General features: G+C 38.6%; 1 pseudogene. It reads left to right on the top strand.

Annotation, left to right across the window (positions count from 1 at the left end):
• Nucleotides 1–31: 31 nt before the first annotated feature.
• Nucleotides 32–518, top strand: a pseudogene (locus tag HC175_RS17345) (VOC family protein); the annotation flags it as partial.

Below are 518 nucleotides of genomic sequence, written 5' to 3'. Positions count from 1 at the left end.
AATTTACATTTGCAAAATCAAATGTCGCAATGTGCAAAAGGCTTTTGAAGGCCATATGGGAATGGGACTGAACATTCCGGGCGGTCTCGTCAAAGATCCCGAGGGTAACCTGCATTATTATCTGATCGATCCTTACAATAATATTTTTCAAGTGGTGGAAGACTCAAATTTCTATATGAAGCAAAAGTCGTTAACCGGAGGAGTTGCTGGTGTAGTTATCGGTGTATCAAACATTGAAAAAGCTATGAAAGTATATGCTGATATTTTGGAATATGATAGAATTGTTTACGATAAAACCGGCCAGTTTAATGATTTTGCTGCTTTACCCGGCGGCAAAGAAAAATACCGTCGTGTATTGTTGAAACACAAGCCAAGGACAGGTCCTTTTTCCAAATTATTAGGGCCCACTCAAATAGAATTGGTCCAACCTATTGAACGACAACCAGATAAAATATTCAGGGATCGCATTTGGGGTGAATTTGGTTTTATTCATTTATGCTTCGATATTGTTGGGATGG

The organism is Salinimicrobium oceani (assembly GCF_012037645.1).
The sequence above is the reverse complement of the archived record's forward strand: the minus strand, read 5'-3'. Positions and strand labels throughout refer to the sequence as shown.